Genomic DNA, 592 nt, shown 5'->3' with positions numbered 1-592 from the left:
CCCGCGAAGATGATAATTACGGCTCACCTGCTGGCTGCCGAACTGTTCCGAGTCCACCTGCACGCCAACCAGTGCCGTGTTCGGGTAGCACTGTTTCACATCGATGATTTCGGTGTATGACGACCAGAGCGTTTTGTTCTGCAGCTGGTCTGTGGTGCTGTCCGGCGTCATCCTGCGCATCCGGATACTGAACGGGCGCGGCGGCAGGTTATCCACCACCACCGGGGCCAGATACTGCGAGGTGGTTTTGCCCTTAATGGTGATGTCTTTTTCCGTCACCCAGCCACCGTTACGCTGTATCTGAACCAGCAGGCGGACTTCCGACGGATTCCGGTCCCCCTTTGAAGTGGTTTCCACCAGTGCCTGCACACCGAAGGTCAGGCGCAGACGGTCGATGTTTGCCGACGTGATGGTGCGGGTGATCGGCGTGTCATATTTCACTTCCGTACCCAGCACCGTCTCGGAGCCGGAGGATTCAAATCCCTCCGGCGGTGTCTGCTCCTGCTCACCGGCCCGGAAAACCACCGTGACACCGGAGATATTGGTATTCCCCTCACTGTCCAGCACCGGCGTACCGTTCAGCAGCACGCTT

The 592-nt window shown here is 59.0% G+C and carries 1 pseudogene; it reads right to left on the bottom strand.

Going from position 1 to position 592, the window contains the following annotated elements:
• Positions 1–592, bottom strand: a pseudogene (locus ACJHYR_RS28135) (host specificity protein J); the annotation flags it as partial.

It is taken from the genome of Escherichia sp. WS1450, from assembly GCF_046487395.1.
GTDB classification, from domain to species: domain Bacteria; phylum Pseudomonadota; class Gammaproteobacteria; order Enterobacterales; family Enterobacteriaceae; genus Escherichia; species Escherichia coli.
This window is presented reverse-complemented; position numbering and strand designations above follow the sequence as displayed.